Source organism: Pedococcus sp. P2_E5, assembly GCF_056403895.1.
Genome location: NZ_JBFUEP010000040.1, coordinates 1 through 15,702, shown reverse-complemented (window position 1 = coordinate 15,702; position 15,702 = coordinate 1). Strand labels below are relative to the sequence as shown.

13 protein-coding genes are annotated in these 15,702 nt (G+C 70.2%); 8 read left to right on the top strand and 5 right to left on the bottom strand.

The genetic code is table 11. The annotated features are described in order from the left end of the window. Positions 1-90: 90 nt before the first annotated feature. From AC1DVZ_RS14210 to AC1DVZ_RS14190, 5 genes are read right to left on the bottom strand one after another with little or no spacing between them, the layout of a single operon-like run. A complete protein-coding gene (locus AC1DVZ_RS14210) occupies positions 91-1,146 on the bottom strand; it encodes a Gfo/Idh/MocA family protein (RefSeq protein ID WP_477618852.1) in 1,056 nt (351 codons plus the stop codon). After that, entirely contained in the window at positions 1,143-1,895 is a 753-nt protein-coding gene (locus tag AC1DVZ_RS14205; RefSeq protein WP_477618851.1) for a sulfite exporter TauE/SafE family protein, read from the bottom strand. Before AC1DVZ_RS14205 ends, AC1DVZ_RS14210 begins: the two co-directional genes overlap by 4 nt. Continuing rightward, positions 1,892-2,680, bottom strand: coding sequence for a triose-phosphate isomerase family protein (locus AC1DVZ_RS14200; protein WP_477618850.1), 789 nt, complete (start codon positions 2,678-2,680; stop codon positions 1,892-1,894). The genes AC1DVZ_RS14205 and AC1DVZ_RS14200 overlap by 4 nt, the downstream gene beginning before the upstream one ends. Next, entirely contained in the window at positions 2,680-3,165 is a 486-nt protein-coding gene (locus AC1DVZ_RS14195; RefSeq protein WP_477618849.1) for a ribose-5-phosphate isomerase, read from the bottom strand. Before AC1DVZ_RS14195 ends, AC1DVZ_RS14200 begins: the two co-directional genes overlap by 1 nt. Beyond that, complete coding sequence (locus tag AC1DVZ_RS14190; protein ID WP_477618848.1) at positions 3,140-4,921, bottom strand: dihydroxyacetone kinase family protein; 1,782 nt, start codon at positions 4,919-4,921, stop codon at positions 3,140-3,142. The genes AC1DVZ_RS14195 and AC1DVZ_RS14190 overlap by 26 nt, the downstream gene beginning before the upstream one ends. A gap of 231 nt (positions 4,922-5,152) precedes the next feature. Between AC1DVZ_RS14190 and AC1DVZ_RS14185 the strand changes: the two genes are divergently transcribed. The 8 genes from AC1DVZ_RS14185 (at position 5,153) to AC1DVZ_RS14150 (ending at position 15,659) form a co-directional block, all read left to right on the top strand. Beyond that, on the top strand, positions 5,153-6,031 hold the full coding sequence (locus AC1DVZ_RS14185; protein ID WP_477618847.1) for a helix-turn-helix domain-containing protein: 879 nt from the start codon (positions 5,153-5,155) through the stop codon (positions 6,029-6,031). 172 nt (positions 6,032-6,203) lie between these two features. Then, positions 6,204-7,352: a Gfo/Idh/MocA family protein gene (locus AC1DVZ_RS14180; RefSeq protein WP_477618846.1), complete on the top strand. Its 1,149-nt coding sequence runs from the start codon at positions 6,204-6,206 to the stop codon at positions 7,350-7,352. Continuing rightward, positions 7,349-8,347: a sugar phosphate isomerase/epimerase family protein gene (locus AC1DVZ_RS14175; RefSeq protein ID WP_477618845.1), complete on the top strand. Its 999-nt coding sequence runs from the start codon at positions 7,349-7,351 to the stop codon at positions 8,345-8,347. The genes AC1DVZ_RS14180 and AC1DVZ_RS14175 overlap by 4 nt, the downstream gene beginning before the upstream one ends. A 2-nt stretch (positions 8,348-8,349) precedes the next feature. After that, positions 8,350-11,310, top strand: coding sequence for an FAD-binding and (Fe-S)-binding domain-containing protein (locus tag AC1DVZ_RS14170; protein ID WP_477618844.1), 2,961 nt, complete (start codon positions 8,350-8,352; stop codon positions 11,308-11,310). Between the two features lie 60 nt (positions 11,311-11,370). Further along, positions 11,371-12,417, top strand: a complete 1,047-nt coding sequence (locus AC1DVZ_RS14165; RefSeq protein WP_477618843.1) for a D-2-hydroxyacid dehydrogenase — start codon at positions 11,371-11,373, stop codon at positions 12,415-12,417. A 148-nt stretch (positions 12,418-12,565) separates the two neighbouring features. Further along, a complete protein-coding gene (locus AC1DVZ_RS14160) occupies positions 12,566-13,498 on the top strand; it encodes a carbohydrate ABC transporter permease (protein ID WP_477618842.1) in 933 nt (310 codons plus the stop codon). Further along, positions 13,495-14,316, top strand: coding sequence for a carbohydrate ABC transporter permease (locus AC1DVZ_RS14155; RefSeq protein ID WP_477618841.1), 822 nt, complete (start codon positions 13,495-13,497; stop codon positions 14,314-14,316). Before AC1DVZ_RS14160 ends, AC1DVZ_RS14155 begins: the two co-directional genes overlap by 4 nt. A gap of 53 nt (positions 14,317-14,369) precedes the next feature. After that, positions 14,370-15,659: an ABC transporter substrate-binding protein gene (locus tag AC1DVZ_RS14150; RefSeq protein WP_477618840.1), complete on the top strand. Its 1,290-nt coding sequence runs from the start codon at positions 14,370-14,372 to the stop codon at positions 15,657-15,659. The last annotated feature ends 43 nt before the right edge of the window (positions 15,660-15,702 follow it).

The window sequence follows — 15,702 nt, the reverse complement described above, 5'->3', positions numbered from 1 at the left end:
GCACAGCCGCCCTTGTCCCGGCAACCCCCCCCGAATCGAAACGGTCTCGTCATGCCGGACGCCTCTGGGGAGGCCCGACGACCCCACTGGTCACCGCTGTGGCTCGACGTGTGGACCGCCGCCAGCGGCAAGGATTGCGCGCGCTCGGTCGATGACCTCGAGCGCCGCGACCGAACGGCTCAGGGGCAGCTGTGGTGCCTCCAAACGTCCGCTGTCGATGTGGTGGGCGGCCCAGTCTGCCTGGCGGGCGAGCCCGTCGTGGCCCTGGAGTCCCGTGCGGTCCTCGAAAGTGCCCACGAGCCGGTTGCTCCCGTCGTAGACGGCCAGCGACCCCGGCATGGGGAAACGGCCTGTCGTCTCCACCCGTCCCGACTCGCCGGCGACCACGGCACGGCTCGGCGTGTAGCCGGCCATCGTGGTCGACACGACCGAGTGCACGGAGGGAGTCGTCATGACGACAGTCGCTTGTGACTCCACGCCGGTGGAAGCCAGCTGGCCCGCGGCCGCGACGTGGTTCGGCGGGCCGGCGACGTGCACTGCCAACCACACGGCATACACACCGAGGTCCAGCAACGCACCCCCACCGAGCAGTGGGTCGTGCAGACGTGACGAGGGGTCGATGGGGAAGTGCCGACCGACGTCGGCGGCCACGAACCGCGGGTCGCCGAGCACCCCGTCGGCGATCAGCTGGTCCATGACGTCGACCCAGGGGTGGAACCGGGTGTGCATGGCCTCCATCGCGAAGACCTTGGCTGCCAAGGCGGCTTCGGCGATGCTGCGCGCCTCGTGCGCGCTTGCAGCGAGCGGCTTCTCGACGAGGACGTGCTTGCCGGCGGCGATCGCGGCCAGAGCCAGCGGGGCGTGCGCGGTGTGCGGCGAGGCGACGTACACGATGTCGACGCGAGGGTCCGCCAGGGCCGCTTCGTACGAGCCGTACGCGCGGTCGATCCCGTGACGGCTCGCGTAGTGCTCCGCGCGCTCGAGCGACCGCGACCCGACGGCCACGATGCGTTGGGTGCTGTGGCGGTGCAGCGACTGAGCGAACGCGTTCGCGATCGCACCCGGGGCCAACACGCACCACCGCATTGACCGGACCGTCGCGCCGTCCAACAGCCGGGGGGTCGGCAGCAGCATCTCGTCCGTCATCGTCCCCACCCGAGCGCGAGGACGATGGCCACGCAGAGCCCGCCGGCTGCCACGGCGAACCGGAGCCCGGTCTGCGGGGCCCGCCTGACCAGTGCTGGAGCCGCCGCACTGCCCAGCATCGTCCCCAGTGCCAACGGGAAGAGGATCCCCCAGTGGACGTGGTCGGTGAAGACGAAGATGACGCCGGACGTGAGGTTCGCGGTCCCGAGGACGAGGGTTCGCAGGGCGGCCAGCTCGGCGAGGCTGTTGTCGAGGACGGCAGCCATCGTGGCCATCACCAGGACGCCCGCCCCGGACCCGGAGTAGCCGCAGTACACCGCTGACGCACCGACCGCCAACAGGAAGGCCGGGTGGGCGTCGTGCACCCGCCCTCCATGCGCGCGGCGAAGCCAGGGGCCGACCAGGAGGGTGAGGGAACCGAAGGCGATCAGATAGGGGACGACCCGCTCGAACCAGGCCGCGGGCAGCAGGAGGAGGAGCCCTGAGCCGAGCGCCCCGCCGACGAGCCCGATGAGAGTGAGTCGGACGGCGTAGTGCCGGACGCTGGCCAGCTCGGGCCGGGACGTGGTGAGCGCGCCCACGGTCCCGCCCGCGAGGGAGACGGACGTGGTGACGGTGGCGGCGATCGGGCTCAGGCCGGCTGCGAGCAGGACGGGGAAGGCGACGAGGGTGCCGATGCCCGTCGCGTAGCCGATGACCCCCGTCGCGGCCCCGGTCACCACCATCAGGGCGAAGGCTCCCGGCGTCACCGGGACGCCGCACCACTTCGGCGTCGCGACCTGACGACCGCCTCGGCCTCCGCCAGGACCCTGCCGAGCTGCTCCGGATCGTGGGCAAAGCGCCCCAGGAAGACCCCGTCACTGCTGGCGCCGAGCGCCGTGAGGAGGCCCGGCGCCGCGCTACCGCCATAGATCACGCTGCTGTCGGGCCGGTCCGAGAGCTCTGCAAGGGCGATGCGCAGTCGGGTGCAGACCGTCGTGATGTGGTCGAGCGGAGCAGCGTGCTGGGCCCCGATGGCCCAGACGGGCTCGTAGGCGACGATGACGCGCCCCGAGGGCGCACCGGCGAGGGCCGCGTGCAGCTGGAGCAGACAGTCGGCGGCGGCCTCCTCCGCCCCGCCGACGCCAAGCTCGCCAACGCACAGCACCGGGGTGAGCCCGTGCCGCAGGGCGATGGCGACCTTGGTCGCCACGACCTCGTCGGTCTCGCCGAAGAGGCGGCGGCGCTCGGCGTGCCCCACCTCGGCCAGGCGCACGCCCACCTCTGCCAGCTCTGCCGCGCTGACCTCACCGGTGTAGGGGCCAGGGCCGTACGCGGCGACGTCCTGCGCGCCCACCAGCACAGGCGACCCGTGAAAGGCACGGGTGGCCGCCTGCACCTGGAGGTAGGTCGGGGCCACGAATAGCTCGATCTCCCCTGCGGCCAGCGCGGAGGATCCTGCCGCAAGCTCGGCGACGGCCTCGAACCACGAGGCAGCCGCACTGTTGCCGAAGTACGACTTCAGGCTCACCCCGATGGTGACGCGATCGCCCATCAGCAGGACTGCGTTGTCTCGTACCGGTCGAGGACTGCGAGCTTCTGGGCGCTGGAGCTGGTCTCGTCGAAGCGGTACGTGAGCCACTCTCCGACCAGTCGACGCGCCAGCTCGAGCCCGATGACCCGCTGTCCGAGGGTCAGCACCTGCGCGTTGTTCGACAGCACGGACCTCTCGACGGAGAAGCTGTCGTGCGCGGTGACGGCGCGCACGCCTGCCACCTTGTTGGCTGAGATTGCGACCCCGAGGCCGGTGCCGCAGACGAGCAGGGCCCGGTCGGCCTCACCGCGTGCCACCATCTCGGCCGCGCGGATGGCCACGGCGGGGTAGGGCGTGTGCCCGTCGGCGTCCACGCCGACGTCGACGACCTCAGCCACGAGACCGTTCGCCTCGAGGTCCGCCCGCAGGATCTCCTTGTAGGCGAACCCTGCGTCGTCGCTGCCGACGACGATGCGCCACCTAGTGGGCGGGGAGGGGCTGGTCACGATGGGGCTCCTTGGTGGTGAGGACAGTTGCCACGGCTGTGGCGATCAGGCCGAAGGAGTGCGCCCCCGCATCCGGGGTACCGACGCTCCTCTGTGCGTGGGGCCGGGCTCGCCCGACCCTGGGGACGAGCTCGGACGTGGCCGCCGCCGCGTCGACGGCGGACCGCGCGGCGGCGCCCCAGGCGTCCGGCAACGCCGCGCCGCTGCCCAGGTGCTCGAGCAGCGTTCCTGTGAACGGCACCACCGCGTCGACCATGGTCTTGTCGCCCAGCTGGGCCTTCCCGACCGACTGCAGCCGGTCGCGCGCGCTCGCGACACCACGAGCCACGTCCTGCGAGGTCGGCGTCCTCGTGTCATCGAACGCGTCGGCCAGTGCCTGCAGCATGACCCCCCACAGAGCGCCAGAGGTCCCGCCCGCCCGGTCGGCCCATCTGTCGCCGGCAGCCCCCAGCACCCGGGACAGGCCCTCGCCTCGGCCCACCCCGTCAGCGGCCGCCTCCACGGCCGCGAGCACGCCGCGCTGCATCCCGATTCCGTGGTCGCCGTCGCCGGCGACGGCGTCGATACGGCCGAGTTCGTCGACGTGTTCCGTGATGGTGTCGGCCATGGCCAGCAGGGCGGACAGCGCCACCTGGGCGGCGCTCACCGACGCGGGATCGGCCGGTAGGGCAGTGACGGGAGAGGGTTCGCTCGACGTTGCAGGCGGGTTGTGGTCCGGAGGGGCGAGATCGGTGGGGGCGGGGCTGGGCACGCTGCCCCGGTTGAAGGCAGGTGACTGCGCCGGGGCGAGCCAGAGCTGCTCGAGCTCGTCGTCCAGCCACAGGATGGTGAGCGACGCACCAGCCATGTCGAAGCTGGTGCAGAACTCGCCGACCTCAGGGGCGACGACCACGATCCCGGCTTCGGCCAACAGTCGCGTCACCGATGCGTAGACGACAAAGAGCTCCTCGTACTTGACTGACCCCAGCCCGTTGAGGACGACGGCGGCCCGCTGGCCCTGGGTCGACGTGATGCCCTCTGGCAGCTCGCCGAGCAGCGTTTCGACCAGCAGCGCGGCGAGGCCGGCGGCGGTGGGGACGTCCGTCTCGCGGAGCCCGGGCTCGCCGTGGATCCCAAGGCCGACCGCCATCCTGCCGGCAGGGACGCTGAACAAGGGGGAGTCCGCCCCCGGGAGCGTGCAGCCGCTGAAGGCCACGCCCACGCTTCGCGTACGGTCGTTGGCCGCAGTGGCGAGGCGGGCCACGTCATCCAGGCAGTCCCCGCGCTCTGCCGCTGCGCCGGCTACCTTGAACACGGCCAGGTCGCCCGCGATCCCGCGACGCTTGTGTCGCTCGTCCGCGCTGGCGCTCGACATGTCGTCGGTGACGAGCACGGTCTGGCAGGGGACACCCTGCGCACGCAGCGCCTCTTGGGCGGCACCGAAGTTCAGCACGTCGCCGGCGTAGTTTCCGAATGTCAGCAGCACCCCGCCGTCCGTCGCGGCACTGGAGGCCACACTGACGACCTGCTGGCGTGAGGGGGAGGCGAAGAGGTTCCCGACGACGGCTCCGTCCGCCAGGCCGGCGCCCACGAGGCCGGCGAACGCGGGGTAGTGGCCGGACCCGCCGCCGACCACGACGGCGACCTTGCCCACGGTGGTCCCGGTGCGTCGCACGACGCCGCCCGGAACCGCCCTGACCGCGTCGGCGTTGGCGGCGACGAACCCCTCCAGCATCTCGTCGGCAAAGTCGGCCGGGTCGTTGAAGAGCAGGGTCATGGGGCGAACGTAGCCAGCCGGGGAGCTTTGCGAGGGGCTGTGGCCGACGCAGTCAAGCAGTCGTCCCCCACGCGCAACTGCCTCGTCCTGCCACGCGGGGCTGCGTCCCGGTAGGCAGCGACGACCGGATGCGAGGAAGTTGCAGGCAATGCTGGACAGTTTAGTTACACGTGTCACAGTACACGAGTAACGGACACGTGTAACTACGGGATACAAGGGAGTAACTCGTCCATGAGCCACGAAGTCACCACCACACAGGCACCTTCGATCGTCACCCGTCGGGTCGACCGCCTCGAGATCGCGCACCTGCAGTCCCCGCACGGAGAGCGCGTGTACACGAACCCCGACCACGACTCGACCTGGCCGCTGCGCGCGCTGTACGCCCTGCGGGGCTCCGCGCGGGTGGGGCTCAAGGACGCTTCGTTCGACCTGGCCGAGGGTGACTTCGCGGTGGTGCGCAACAGCGACCAGCTCATGGTGACGACGGCGCCGGACACCGAGGTCCTCATCATCCGCGTTCCCGCGGCGACGGTCGGGCCGCACCTGAAGGCGATGTCCCAGGCGCATGGACGGGTCTGGGGCACGGGCACCGGCACGGCGAGCCTCGTGGGACACGTGCTGCGAGTGCTGGCCTCACAGCCCACGGAGTACGTGAGCGGCAACCCGGCGCAGCTGGCCCACCACGTCGTGGGTCTCATGGCGCTGCTGTGCTGCGACGGAGCGCCGGTCGTCGACCAGTACGGGCGGGATGGGCTGCTGCGCTCGGCCAAGGAGTATGTCGAGGCCAACCTGGGCGATGTGGGGCTGTCGCCCTCGGCGATCGCCGCGAGCCAGAACGTGTCCACGCGGACGTTGCACCGGTTGTTCGAGGCGGATGGCCTCACGGTCCGCGGGTGGATCCGGGGGCGCCGGCTCGAGCGGTCCCGCATCGACCTCACTGACCCCACCCTGGCCAACGTGCCGGTCAGCAGCATCGGGGCCAGGTGGGGGTTGTGGGACGCGGCGCACTTCAGCCGGCTGTTCAAGGCCGAGAACGGGATGCCGCCACGCAGCTACCGCGCCCAAGCCTTGGCCAACCGCGTCGCGCCCGCCGCCATCGCCGCGGCCTGACTCCCCGGTCTGACCGCGGTTTGTATCCATCGGCACCCCCGCTGTCGTGGCGAACAGACAACGAGGCACCGGCAGACAAGAACCGGTCGGCAGCCCACAAGATCAGCGCGCCCCACCGCGCAAGAGTGTTCTGCAACGAGCCGTTGTGGACGACGAACTGGGAGATGCAAGAGTGAAAGAGCTGAAGGTCGCCCTCATCGGCGGCGGGTTCATGGGCAAGGCGCACAGCATGGCGTACGCGGTCGCGCCGCTCGCGGCTGAGCTGGGCGCGACGGTCACCCGCCAGGTCGTCGTCGACACCAACCCCGACGTGGCCCGCGCCTCGGCTGCCCAGCTCGGCTGGGCCGAGTACGCGACGGACTGGCGCGAGGTGGTCAGTCGGGAGGACATCGACGTCGTCGACATCTGCACCCCGCCGCAGTTCCACCAGGAGATCGCACTGGCCGCCCTCGCGGCCGGGAAGCACGTCTTCTGCGAGAAGCCGATCAGCAACACCGCGGACGAGGCCGAGACCATGGCAGCGGCCGCCCAGGCCAGCGGCCTCGTGGCCCAGGTCGGGTTCAACTACCGGCACACCCCGGCCATCGCCTTCACCAAGCAGCTGCTCGATGCCGGCAAGCTCGGCACCCCTCTGCAGTTCCGGGCCAGCTACCTGCAGGAGGTCGGGTTCGGCTGGTCCGCCCAGCCCGATCGCTGGCGCGCACGGAAGTCGACCGGAGGCTCAGGCACCTTGGGCGATATCGGGTCGCACGTCATCGACCTCGGCGAGTACCTCCTGGGCGACATCGTCCGCGTCTGCGGGCTGCTGCGCGCCAAGGGCCAGGACGCGGAGGACGGCTGGCTCCCGGAGCACGAGCGGCTCGAGCAGGACCTGATCGACGACGGTGCCGTCTGGATCGCCCAGTTCGCCTCCGGCGCCATCGGTACCTTCGCCGCCCACTCCTACGCATCCGGGCGCAAGAACCGGGTCTACTTCGAGCTCGACGGGACCAAGGGAGCAACCCAGTTCGACTGGAACTCGAAGGAGGAGTTCCAGGTCTCCTACGTCGACGAGCCCGCGGACCACCAGGGTTTCCGGCGCATCCACACGAGCTCCCAGCACCCGGACGGCTTCTGGAAGCTGGCCGGGCTCGGGCTCGGCTACGTAGAGGTGTCGGCCATCCAGTTCCAGAAGTTCATCCGCGCCATCGTCGACGGGACAGGGTCCGCCCCTTCGTTCACCGACGCGGTGCACGTGCAGCGCGTCGTCGACGCGGTGGCCGAGTCCGCCAGGACCGGCGAGTGGGTCGAGGTCAAGCCGCGCACCGAGGCATCGGCATGACCGCGCCACGGATCCGGTTCGGCACCAACCTCATCACCTTCTTCGAGTCCGGCTGGTGGGGGTTGCCCGCCGGTCTGCCGTTCCCCCAGTGGGCCAAGGAGGTCGCGAAGGACCCACGGCACTACTTCGACGGGATGCTCGACGGCGCTCGCGACGCCGGCGTGGAGGGCATCGAGCTCGCCCCCGCACCGGGCGACTTCGAGCTGGCAATCGCGGCATACGGGTCGGCCGAGGCGTTCGCACAGGCAGTGGCCGACCGCGGGCTGGTCGTCACGTCCAGCTTCTCCCCTGGGCGCACGTTCATCGGCGAGGCCATGGACGACCCCTCCCTCGAGGGCAGGGCCGATGAGTACATCGAGCGGCATGCGAGGTTCCTCAACGCGGTCGGTGCGTCGACGATCACGATCGGGTCCGTGCCCCGGTCCCGGTTCGGCAGCGCCAGCCCGGACGACTCGGCCACGGCCGAGGACTTCACCGCACCGGTCTCGCGTGAGACCCACGAACGGTATGCCGACCAGATGAACCGCCTCGGCAGGATCATCGAGCCGTACGGTGTCCGGATGGCGATCCACACCGACGCCTACTCGATGTGTGTGCGCAACGAGGACATCAAGACGGTCCTGGGCCTCACCGACCCGGCGACGGTGCACCTGTGCCCGGACGCCGGTCACATCACCCTGGACGGGGGGGATGCGGTCGAGGTCCTGCGGACCCACATCGAACGCATCCCCACCATGCACTGGAAGGACTGCGTCGGGCCCCTCTCCGGTCACGTCCTGCGTGGCGAGCCCAAGGAACGCCACGACGTCATGCTGACGTACTTCCGAATCCTCGGTTCGGGGATCGTGGACTGGCAGGAGTGGATGCAGATCCTGCGTGACCACCAGTGGGCAGGGTGGGCCATCGAGGAGATCGACAACTCGCCCGACCCGGTCACCGAGCTGCGGCGCGGACTGGAGCACTTCCGCACCCAGCTGGCCCCGATCTGGAGCTAGCAGTGACGGAGGCACACGACGTCGCGGCGCTCGCGAGGCGCCTCGTCGCAGCGCTCGGCCCCGGGGGCACCGGCCTCGTAGACGCGTCGACGCGCCGGCGGGCCGAGTACACCTCCGACGCGTCGAACTACCGGGTCGTGCCGCAGGTCGTGGTCTTCCCCCGGGACGCCGCCGACGTCCAGGCAGTCACGGCCGTGTGCCGTGACGAGGGCGTCCCCCTCACCTCGCGGGGTGCCGGGACGTCCGTCGCGGGGAACGCGATCGGCACAGGAGTGGTTCTCGACTTCTCGGTGCGGATGAACCGCGTCCTGCACATCGACCCTGTAGCCCGGACCGCGGTGGTCCAACCCGGGGTCGTCCTGGACGACCTGCAGCGCGCGGCGGCCGTGCACGGGCTGCGCTTCGGGCCAGACCCGTCGACGCACGCCCGGTGCACGCTCGGCGGGATGATCGGCAACGACGCGTGCGGGTCGCACGCCCTCGCCTATGGCCGGACCAGTGACAACGTGCTGGCCCTGACCGTCGTCGACGGACACGGTCGCCTGTTCGACACCGGATCGCCTCCCGAGGACCTGTCCCAGGCGTTGCGCGCCGTGGCCGCCGACAACCTGGCCACGCTCCGTACCGAGCTGAACCGGTTCGGGCGTCAGGTCTCCGGCTATGCCCTGCACCACCTGCTGCCGGAGCACAACACCGGTTCGGCCCGCCTCGACGGCGAGCGGCTGGCCCGGCTCGTCGTCGGCTCCGAGGGGACGCTGGCGACAATCGTCGAGGCCACGGTATGCCTCGTCGCGAGCCCGGCGGCGACGAGCTTCGTCGTGCTCGGCTTCGCCGACATGATCTCCGCTGCCGACGCCACACCGGCCCTTCTCGACCACAACCCCCTCGCCATGGAGGGCATCGACCGTCGACTGGTCGACGCCGTCGGTGCCCGCGGCTCGTCCACCGCAGGGCTGCCGGCCGGCAACGGTTGGCTGTTCGTCGAGCTGGGCGGCGAGAGCGAGGAGCAGTCGCGAGACCGGGCCCGGGCGCTCGTCGCCGCCGCGCTCGCCGCCGGGGCCACCGACGCCGTCGTCGTCGACTCGCCCACGGCTGCCCGCTCCCTGTGGCGCATCAGGGAGGACGGGGCGGGGCTCGCCGGCCGCACCCCCGCAGGCCGGCCCGCGTGGCCGGGATGGGAGGACGCCGCCGTCCCGCCGGCCAACCTCGGTGCCTACCTGCGGGACTTCGACGCGCTGATGGACCGTCACGGCCTCGACGGCCTGGCGTACGGACACTTCGGTGACGGATGCATCCACGTTCGCATCGACCTGCCCCTGTCCGAGCCTCAGGGCAGTGTGCGCACCCGGACCTTCCTCCACGACGCCGCGAGGCTCGTCAGTCGGCACGGAGGGTCGCTCTCGGGCGAGCACGGCGACGGTCGGGCCCGCAGCGAGCTCCTCTCCGAGATGTACTCACCCCAGGCGCTCGACGCGTTCGCCCAGGCCAAGGCGGTGTTCGACCCGGACGACCTGCTTAACCCCGGGGTGATCGTGCGGCCCCGCCCGCTCGTCGAGGACCTGCGCGTCCCTGCGGCGCGACCGGCGGGGGAGTATGGCGGCCGCACCCGGCTCGCGTTCGCCTACCCGAACGACGGGGACGACTTCACGACCGCCGTGCACCGGTGCGTGGGGATCGGCAAGTGCCGCACCGACTCCGGTGGGGTCATGTGTCCGTCCTACCTGGCCACGGCCGACGAGAAGGACTCCACGCGAGCCCGGGCCCGCCTGCTGCAGGAGATGGCCAACGGGGATCTCGTCACAGACGGCTGGCGCTCGACCGAGGTGCTGGACTCACTGGACCTGTGCCTGTCGTGCAAGGGCTGCTCAGTCGACTGCCCTGCGGGCGTCGACATGGCGACGTACAAGGCCGAGTTCCTCGACCACCACTACCGGGGACGGCTTCGACCGCGGAGCCACTACTCGCTGGGTTGGCTGCCGCGCTGGTCGCGGGTCGCGGCACTGAGTCCCAGGGCGGCCAACGCGGCCCTGGGGCTCCCCGGGGTCACGCCAGTGCTGAGGTGGCTCGGCGGAGTCGACCCGCGCAGACCTCTGCCGCGTTTCGCCGAGCAGGGTTTCCGCGCCTGGTTCGCCGACCGCGGCCCCGCGACCGCAGGGCCCGCGCCGGAGGATGGCGGGACCCCGGTCATCCTCTGGGTCGACACCTTTACCGACCACTTCGCGCCCGAGGTGGGCCGCGCGGCCGTCGAGGTGCTCGAGCACCTCGGCTTCGACGTCCGCATCACCCGCGACCGCGTCTGCTGCGGTCTCACCTGGGTGTCCACCGGACAGCTCGCTGGGGCCAGACGCCAGCTGGTCGCCAGCCTCGAGGCCATCGAGGACGTTGCGGCGACGGCATGGCCGGGGGTCGCCCCCGCCACCATCCCGGTCGTCGGGCTGGAACCCAGTTGCACGGCCCAGCTGAGGGACGAGGCGGCCCGACTGGTGCCCGGCGATGCAAGGGCCGAGGGCCTCGAGCACCGCGTCGTCGGGCTCGCCGAGCTGGTCGCGCGCCACCGCCCGGACTGGCGACCGCCGGTGCTGGGGGAGTCGCCGCAGCCCGCGGTCGTGCAACCGCACTGTCACCAGCACGCGTCGACCGGGTTTGCCGCGGACACCGAGCTGCTGCGTGCCCTCGGCCTCGAGGCGACGGTGCTCGACGGCTGCTGCGGGCTCGCGGGCAACTTCGGTGCCGAGCGTGGGCACTACGACGTGTCGGTCAGCATCGCCGAGCGCGCCCTGCTCCCCGCGGTTCGCTCCGCCCTGGACCAGTCGCCGCAGGCCACGGTGATCGCCGACGGGTACTCCTGCCGTACGCAGACCCAGAACCTGACTGCGCACGTGCCCCTGCACCTGGCCCAGGTGCTGGCGTCTGCCATCCGGTCTGCCCCGTCGGTCCGGACACCGACCCCTTCCGCGCGCTGACCGTCGTACCTTCACCCGAAAGCCCCGTCACACCAGCCCCTGCACCAGGAGACGTCCCCCATGCCACAGCTGCGCGTCGTTGCCGCCACCGTCCTCAGCGAGGAGCACTGCGAGCTGATCGAGCACCTCGAGCCTCGTGTGACGGTCGTCCGCGACCAGTCCCTCCTGCCCCCGGCGCGGTACCCGGGGGACCACGGCGGCGACCCTGCGTTCACGCGCACGCCCGAGCAGCAGCAGGCGTTCGACGCGCTCGTCGACTCCGCCGATGCCCTCTACGGCCTCCCCGACGAGTCCGCACCCGCCCTGCGACGGGCGGTCGCCGCGAACCCCAGGCTGAGGTGGGTGCACACGACCCGGGCCGGAGGAGGCGCCCACGTCAAGGAGGCTGAGCTCCCCACCGAGGCCTTCGACCGGATCCTGTTCACGACGTCGGCGGGCGTACACGCCGACCCCCTCGCTGAGTTCGCGGTCTTCGGCGTCCTGGCCGGCGCCAAGGACCTGCACCGCCTCCAGGCGCACCAGCGCAAGCACGAGTGGGCGCTGCGCTGGACGATGAGCCGGGTCAGCCGACAGCGCATTGTCGTCGTCGGCCTGGGCAACATCGGTCGCGCGACGGCACAGAAGCTCGCTGCGCTCGGCGCAACCGTCATCGGCGTGCACCGACGCCCGGTCGTGGCCGAGGGGGTTCACGAGGTGGTGCCGCTGGAGCGCCTGGGCGCCGCGCTGTCGCAGGCGGACGCAGTGGTCCTCGCCCTGCCCGGCACCGACGTGACCCACCGGATGGTCGACGCGCAGGTGTTCGCGGCGATGCGCCCCGGGATCACCTTCGTGAACGTCGGGCGCGGGTCGACGGTCGACGAGGAGGCCCTCGTGGCTGCCCTGCAGGACGGGACCGTCGGGTTCGCCGCCCTGGACGTGTTCGCGGTGGAGCCGCTGCCCGCCTCGAGCCCGCTGTGGGACCTGCCCAACGTGGTCATCAGCCCGCACGGCGCGTCGATCACCGACGACGAGGACCGCCTGATCGCCGAGCTGTTCGCCGAGAACGCCTCACGACTCCTCGACGACCTGCCCCTGCGGAACGTCGTGAACACCCACGAGTTCTACTGAGCGCGCCAGCGCGAAACCTCGTCCCCCGCCGCCAAGTTCGCGTCCCGGGGACACAAGACCGGCCGCACGAGCCGAACACATACTGGTCGCAACGGACCAGGACCCAACGACGGGCCTGTGTGCCCGACAGAAGACCGGAGGACCACCGATGGCGACCGCCGTGACCGAACGGGTGGCAACGACCAAGGGCAACGCCCCGCGGGTGCCGCGCAGGCGACGGCCACGGCTGTGGCTGTTTCTCGTCCCCGCGCTGATCCCCTACCTGTTCGTGGTCATCATCCCGAGCATCCAGGGCGCGGCGCTGTCGTTCACCGACTGGAGCAACCTCAACCCGGACCGTTCGTGGGTCGGCTTCTCGAACTACACCCGGCTGTTCCAGGACCCGCAGGCGGTCAAGGCGGTGACGAACACGCTGCTCTTCGCAGTCCTCGTGACCGTGTTCGAGAACGTCATCGGCCTCGGCCTTGCGCTGGCCCTGAACGGGCGGCTGCGCAGCCGGAACGTGCTCCGTGTCATCTTCTTCGCCCCCGTGGTGGTCCTGTCGGTGGTCGTGGCGTTCCTGTGGCAGTTCCTGCTGGAGCCGGAGGGGCCGATCAATGAGATGCTCACCGGCGCAGGGCTCGACGGCCTCGCCAAGAACTGGCTCGGCGACCCCAAGGTGGCTCTCTTTGCCATCGCGGCGATCACCATCTGGCAGTTCTCCGGCTACGCCATGGTGATCTACCTCGCTGGTCTGCAGGGTGTGCCGCAGGAGCAGCTCGAGGCTGCCGCCCTGGACGGCGCAGGCCCCATCGCGCGTTTCTGGTACGTGGTCCGGCCGATGCTCGCGCCGGCCATCACCGTCAACCTCATGTTGTCCCTGATCCGTGGCCTGATGATCTTCGACCAGATCTGGGTCACCACCCAGGGCGGACCCGCGCAGTCCACCGAGACCCTGTCCACGCTGGTCTACCGCAACGCCTTCCAGTACGGGGAGCTCGGGTACAGCGCAGCGTTGGCCGTCGTGCTGTCGTGCTTCGTCGCGGTCCTGGCTGTCGTGCAGTACCGGTTCCTCCTCCGCTCCGGGAAGGACGCACGATGAACCGCTACACCTGGCGCACCAGCGCTCTCGAGGGCGTGATGCTCATCGTCGCGCTGGCCTTCCTCTTCCCGATCTACGTCCTGGTCAACCTCGCCATCCGGCCAGCAACGGACCTGTCGTCCGCGGTCAAGCCGACCCTGCACCCGACCTTCGGGAACTTCACGACCGCCTGGACCGAGTCCGGGCTCGGTGGGGCGATCGGCAACAGCCTCATCGTGACCGTGGTCAGCGTCACCCTGATCGTGATCGTCTCGAGCCTCGCGGCCTACCCGCTCGCTCGGATGACCACGCGCTGGTCGAGCGCCGCGTTCTACACGTTCATGGTGGGCTTGCTGCTGCCGTTCCAGCTCGGCCTCATCCCGCTCTACACGACGATGCGCGATCTCGGGCTCATCGGCAGCGTCGTCCCGCTCATCATCATCGACACCGGGCTGCGCATCCCGTTCTCGGTGTTCCTCTACACGCAGTTCCTCCGTGGCATCCCGGGGGAGTACGAGGAGGCCGCGGCGATCGACGGTGCCGGACCCCTGCAGACCTTCACCCGGGTGCTCTTCCCGATGCTGCGGCCCATCACGGGCACCGTCGTGATCCTCAACGGACTCTTCACCTGGAACGACTTCCTCCAGCCGCTGCTGTACCTCAGCGGCACCACCAACCGCACCGTCCCGGTCGCGGTCTACAGCTTCGTGGGCGAGTTCACCTCTGAGTGGGGAACGATCTTCGCGGCTCTGATCATCGGGGTCATCCCGGTGCTCATCGCCTTCTTCTTCCTCCAGAAGTCGCTCATCAAGGGACTCGGCACGGGTGTCAAGGGCTAGAGCCCGAACCGTCATCGAGTAGACATCACCATCACTAGAAAGGCATTCGTGTCGTGAACCGGATCAACAATGTGACGAAGGCAGTTGCCGTCCTGGCAGTGGCCGGGTCAGTCACCGCAGCGTGCTCCACCGCACCGGCCAGCGAGTCGGGCGATGGAGCCTCGAACCACCTGACCATCAGCTGGAAGGGCTCGGAGAAGATCGGCATCGAGGCCGTGCTGGCGGCCTACAAGGCCAAGAACCCCAAGGCCGACATCATCCTCACCACGGCCGACACCGAGCAGTACCAGGCCACCTTGGGCACCCAGCTGTCCGCAGGCACCGCAGCCGATGTCATGTACATCTGGCCCGCCAACGGCAACCCCGGCGCACTGCTCCAGATCGCCCCCCGCGGTTACCTGCTGGACCTCTCGGACCGGCCCTGGGCGAGCAAGTACCCGGACGCGGTCAAGCCCCTCATGCAGTACGAGGGGAAGACCTACCTCATGGGCACGCTGCTCAACACGTTCGGTGTGTTCTACAACAAGACGGCCCTGACGCAGACCGGCCTCACGCCGCCCGCGACCTGGCCGGAGGTGCTGCCGTTCTGCTCCGCCGCCAAGGCCAAGGGCAAGGTCGCGTTCGCGATGGGCGCCGCCACCCTGAACAACGTCCAGAACCCGCTGTACAGCCTCGGCCCGTCGCTGATCTACGGTGCCAACCCGAACTTCGACAAGGACCTGGCTGAGGGCAAGACGACCTTCGCCACGGACCCGGGCTGGAAGACGGCGCTGGACTACTACCAGCAGATGATCAAGGCCGGCTGCTTCAACGCGAAGTCGACGGGCCTGAACAACGACGGCATGCTCCAGCTCGTGGCCAGTGGCAAGGCCCTGGGCACCATGCCCAGTGCGCTGCAGCTGGCGGCCCTGCGCAAGATCGCCGGACCGGACAACCCCATCGAGTACCACCCGGTCTCGGGCGGCAACGACGCCAGCACCGGCATCATCGCCGCGGCAAGCTCTGGTGGCGCCGCCGTCAACGCCAAGGCCAAGAACAAGAAGATGGCGCTCGACTTCGTCGACTTCATGGGTACCACCCAGGGCACGGAGACATTCGTCAACGCGATGAAGGGACCAGTGCCCGCCATCACGGACCCCGCCATCAAGCTGGCCCCCGAGGCGCTCTCGCCGGTCAACGACTACGTCAAGGCCGGCCGGACGGTCCACTTCCTCAACCAGTTCTGGCCGAACGCCCGTACCGAGCAGGCCATGTTCGCCGGCCTGCAGGGCCTGCTGGCCGGGAGCACGACGCCGGAGGAGGTCCTCAAGGGGATGGACGCGGCATACAACACGAAGAAGTAGAACCGAACACCAGCAACGACAGCACGTGCGGCACACTGTCGGT

Bases quoted from the DNA above. Each gene is read 5' to 3' on its own strand.
- AC1DVZ_RS14210 (WP_477618852.1), bottom strand. From the start codon at position 1,146: ATGACGGACGAGATGCTGCTGCCGACCCCCCGGCTGTTGGACGGCGCG.
- AC1DVZ_RS14200 (WP_477618850.1), bottom strand. From the start codon at position 2,680: ATGGGCGATCGCGTCACCATCGGGGTGAGCCTGAAGTCGTACTTCGGC.
- AC1DVZ_RS14190 (WP_477618848.1), bottom strand. From the start codon at position 4,921: ATGACCCTGCTCTTCAACGACCCGGCCGACTTTGCCGACGAGATGCTG.
- AC1DVZ_RS14185 (WP_477618847.1), top strand. From the start codon at position 5,153: ATGAGCCACGAAGTCACCACCACACAGGCACCTTCGATCGTCACCCGT.
- AC1DVZ_RS14175 (WP_477618845.1), top strand. From the start codon at position 7,349: ATGACCGCGCCACGGATCCGGTTCGGCACCAACCTCATCACCTTCTTC.
- AC1DVZ_RS14165 (WP_477618843.1), top strand. From the start codon at position 11,371: ATGCCACAGCTGCGCGTCGTTGCCGCCACCGTCCTCAGCGAGGAGCAC.
- AC1DVZ_RS14160 (WP_477618842.1), top strand. From the start codon at position 12,566: ATGGCGACCGCCGTGACCGAACGGGTGGCAACGACCAAGGGCAACGCC.
- AC1DVZ_RS14155 (WP_477618841.1), top strand. From the start codon at position 13,495: ATGAACCGCTACACCTGGCGCACCAGCGCTCTCGAGGGCGTGATGCTC.